Source organism: Streptomyces nanhaiensis, from assembly GCF_046614825.1.
Classification (GTDB): Bacteria; Actinomycetota; Actinomycetes; order Streptomycetales; family Streptomycetaceae; genus Streptomyces; species Streptomyces radiopugnans.
This window is the reverse complement of the sequence record NZ_JBKJFM010000278.1, coordinates 1-3,482: the sequence shown is the minus strand read 5'-3', so window position 1 is coordinate 3,482 and position 3,482 is coordinate 1. Positions and strand designations below refer to the sequence as shown.

Sequence of the window (3,482 nt, the reverse complement as noted above, 5' to 3'; positions counted from 1 at the left end):
GGCGCCAGGGCGCTCGCCGCCGCGTCCGGGTCCTCGCTGTCCAGCAGCCGCACCGCGTGGCGGCCGAGCTGGGCCAGCACCTCGCCCGGCAGCCAGGTACCGCCGGAGGGCGTGTGCGCCGCGACGCGGGCGGCGAGGCCGTCCAGCGCGGGCCGGCCGGCCGGGTCCTTGACCAGGCAGTCCGCCACCAGTTCGCGCAGCGGCCCGGAGAGCCCGGTCAGGTCGGGCTCCTCCTCGGCGATGCGGAACAGCAGTGCGTGGAAGCCGCTGTCGGCCGTGCCGAACGGCATCCGCCCGGTCGCCGCGTAGGCGAGCACCGCGCCGAGGCAGAACACGTCGCCGGCCGGGGTGACCCGCTCGCCGCGCACCTGCTCGGGCGACATGAAGCCCGGCGAGCCGATGACGGCGCCGGTCTGGGTCAGCCCGCTCCCGGTCACCGAGTCCAGGGCGCGGGCGATGCCGAAGTCGATCACCTTCGGCCCGTCGATGGTGACCAGCACGTTCGACGGCTTCAGATCGCGGTGCACCAGCCCCGCGCCGTGGATCGCGCGCAGCGCCTCGATCAGCCCGGCGGCCAGCGCGTACACCGAGTGCTCGGGCAGCGGCCCGTAGTCCTCGTCGACCACCTCCTGCAGCGACGGGCCGGCTATGTAGCCGGTGGCCACCCAGGGGACCGCGGCGTCGGTGTCGGCGTCCAGCACCGGAGCGGTCCACTGGCCGCCGACCCGCCGTGCGGCGTTGACCTCCTTGGCGAAGCGCTCCCGGAAGGAAGGCTGGCGGGCCAGCTCCTCCTGGACGACCTTCACCGCGACCGTGCGGCCGCGTTCGGAACGCGCCAGGTAGACCCGGCCCATCCCGCCGGCGCCCAGTCTCCCCAGCAACCTGTACGCGCCGATCCAGCGCGGGTCACCGTCCCCCAGTGGTTCCATCGCGCGCGGCTCCTCCCCGTTCACCTCGTCCGTCGAGAATAGAGGTGCGGATCCACGGTGATGACGACGGCAACCGATCCGTGACCGGTTCCCCGCCCCGGTCCCGCGGGCCCGGCCCCGGGGTTTCAGCCTCCGGGGGTGACGAGCCCCGACTCGTAGGCGAAGACGGCCGCCTGGGTGCGGTCGCGCAGCCCCAGCTTGACCAGCACCCGGCTGACGTGCGTCTTCACGGTGGACTCGGCGACGACGAGGCGGTCGGCGATCTCGCCGTTGGAAAGGCCCCGGGCGACGAGCGCGAGCACCTGCGTCTCACGCTCGGTCAGGTCCCCGATGCGCTCCCTGAGCGGGGCGTGCGGGCCGGCGGCGGCCGAGAGCCGGGAGAACTCCGCGATCAGCCGCCGGGTGACCGTAGGCGCGAGCAGGGCCTCGCCGGCCGCCACCGTCCTGACCCCGTCGGCCAGTTGGCGGGCGGAGGCGTCCTTGAGCAGGAAGCCGCTCGCACCGGCGCGCAGGGCCTGGTAGACGTACTCGTCCAGGTCGTAGGTGGTCAGGATCAGCACCCTGGCGGCCGAGCCGGACGCGCAGATCTCGCGGGTGGCCTCCAGTCCGTTGACCACGGGCATGCGGATGTCCATCAGCACGACGTCCGGGTCCAGCCCGGCGACCGCGTCCACGGCCTCGCGTCCGTCGACCGCCTCGCCGACGACCTCCATGTCCGGCTGGGCGTTCAGCAGGACGGAGAAGCCCTCGCGGACCATCATCTGGTCGTCGGTGACCACCACCCGGATCACGGCGCGTCCTTCCGGAGCGCGGTGCCGGGCGCGGTGCTCTGCGCTGCGTTCGGCGCTGCGTCCGACGCGGCGTTCGGCGCTGCGTCCGGCTCCACCGGCAGGAACGCCTCCACCGCGAAGCCGCCGTCCTCGGTCTCCTCGGCCGTCAGCTCGCCCCCGAGCATCGCCGTGCGCTCCCGCATCCCCAGGACCCCGTGCCCGGCGCCCCGGCCCGCCCCCGCCCGGCCCTCCGCCGGCTCCGCGGGCGGCCCGTTGACGATCCGCAGCCCGAGCCCGACCGGCACGTAGCCCAGCTCCACCCGGGCGCTCGCGCCGGGCGCGTGGCGCAGTGCGTTGCTGAGCGCCTCCTGCACGATGCGGTACGCGGACAGCTCCACGCCCTGCGGCAGCGGGCGCGGCCTCCCGGTGGTCACCGACTCCACCTCCAGCCCGGCGCGGCGCACGTTCTCCAGCAGGCCGCCGAGGTCGGCGAGGGTGGGCTGCGGCGCCTCAGGGCCCCAGTCGCCCAGACCGCCGTCCAGGCCGCCGGGCAGGTCCGCGCGGACGACGCCCAGGACTCGGCGCAGCTCGGTCAGGGCCGTCACCGCGTTCTGCCGGATGGTGGCCAGCGCCGCCACCAGCTCCTCGGGCGGGTCCTGGACTCGGTAGGGGGCCGCCTCGGCCTGGATGGCGACCACCGACATGTGGTGGGCCACCACGTCGTGCAGCTCGCGGGCGATGGTGGTGCGCTCCTCCAGCAGCGTGCGACGGGACCGCTCCTCCTCCACCACCGCGACCTGCTCGACGACCTGCCGCCGCGAGTCGCGCCAGCCGCGCACGGCCAGCAGCAGGGTGAGGGCGATCCCGGAGACCACCGCCATGGCGAAGGCGACCGCCGCGCCCCGGTAGGGGTCCGTCGCGGCGGCGAGCCCGCCGGCCAGGGCGGTCAGCAGCCACATGTGGACCGACACCCGGGGGCGGGTACGGGCGGCGACGACCAGCAGCACCACCAGGTGCGCCACGAAGGAGACCCCCGTCCAGGGCCAGGCGACCCAGGTGCCGGGGGCGACGGTAGCCGTGAAGAACATGCCGCCGAGCGACAGCCAGAAGGCCCCGATCGGCCGGAACAGCAGCACGATCAGCGGCACGCCGAGGAACAGCGCCCGCACGAAGCCGCCGCCGTCGTAGGGCTGGGAGTTGACGGCCTCGACGAACATCAGCAGCAGCGTCAGGCCCACCAGGGCGAGCTGCGGCAGCCGGCGGGCCGGGCCGCGCGCGGCGGCGGGCAGCCGGCGCAGCAGGCGGTGGTCCTCCGGCAGCGGGGGCAGCGGCCGGAAGGCGAAGGCTCCGGTCAGCAGTTCCGCGCGCAGGTCGTGCAGGGCGTCGCGGGCCATCCGCAGCTCGGTGGGCTGCCTGGAGCCGCCGGCCGCGGCCGTCTTCGCCCCGGCCGTCTTCGCCCCGGCCGTCTTCGCCCCGGCGGGTTTCGTCGTATCGGTCACGGTGACGACCCTAGGGACCACGGGCGTCCCGGTCGTCCGCCCGCGGTCGCATCCTCCGGGGTCCGTCTCAGGTACTACACGCTCAGGTGCCGCGCGCCCGCCCGGCGTACCGCGTCAGCTCCCGCGCCAGCAGCCCGAAGGCCGCCGTGCCCGGGGTGACGGGCGCGTAGTGGCCGGTGCCGGGCAGCTCGGCCAGCCGGACGCCGGGCCGGGCGGCGGCGTAGCGGCGGGACAGCTCGACGGGCACGTCCGCGTCCTCGGCGCCGTGCAGCAGCACCACGGGG

At 75.5% G+C, this 3,482-nt stretch carries 4 protein-coding genes; all 4 read right to left on the bottom strand.

Features of this window, described 5'->3' with window-relative positions; genetic code table 11:
• A partial coding sequence (locus ACLIYP_RS29725; protein ID WP_412716181.1) for a serine/threonine-protein kinase occupies positions 1-929 on the bottom strand: 929 nt, incomplete at its 3' end.
• Between the two features lie 125 nt (positions 930-1,054).
• Positions 1,055-1,720 carry a response regulator gene (locus ACLIYP_RS29720; protein ID WP_412716180.1) on the bottom strand — a complete coding sequence of 222 codons (666 nt, stop codon included), beginning with the start codon at positions 1,718-1,720 and terminating at the stop codon, positions 1,055-1,057.
• On the bottom strand, positions 1,717-3,198 hold the full coding sequence (locus tag ACLIYP_RS29715) for a sensor histidine kinase (protein WP_412716179.1): 1,482 nt from the start codon (positions 3,196-3,198) through the stop codon (positions 1,717-1,719). The genes ACLIYP_RS29720 and ACLIYP_RS29715 overlap by 4 nt, the downstream gene beginning before the upstream one ends.
• An 82-nt stretch (positions 3,199-3,280) precedes the next feature.
• Positions 3,281-3,482: alpha/beta fold hydrolase (locus ACLIYP_RS29710; RefSeq protein ID WP_412716178.1), on the bottom strand; the 202-nt coding region annotated here is incomplete at its 5' end.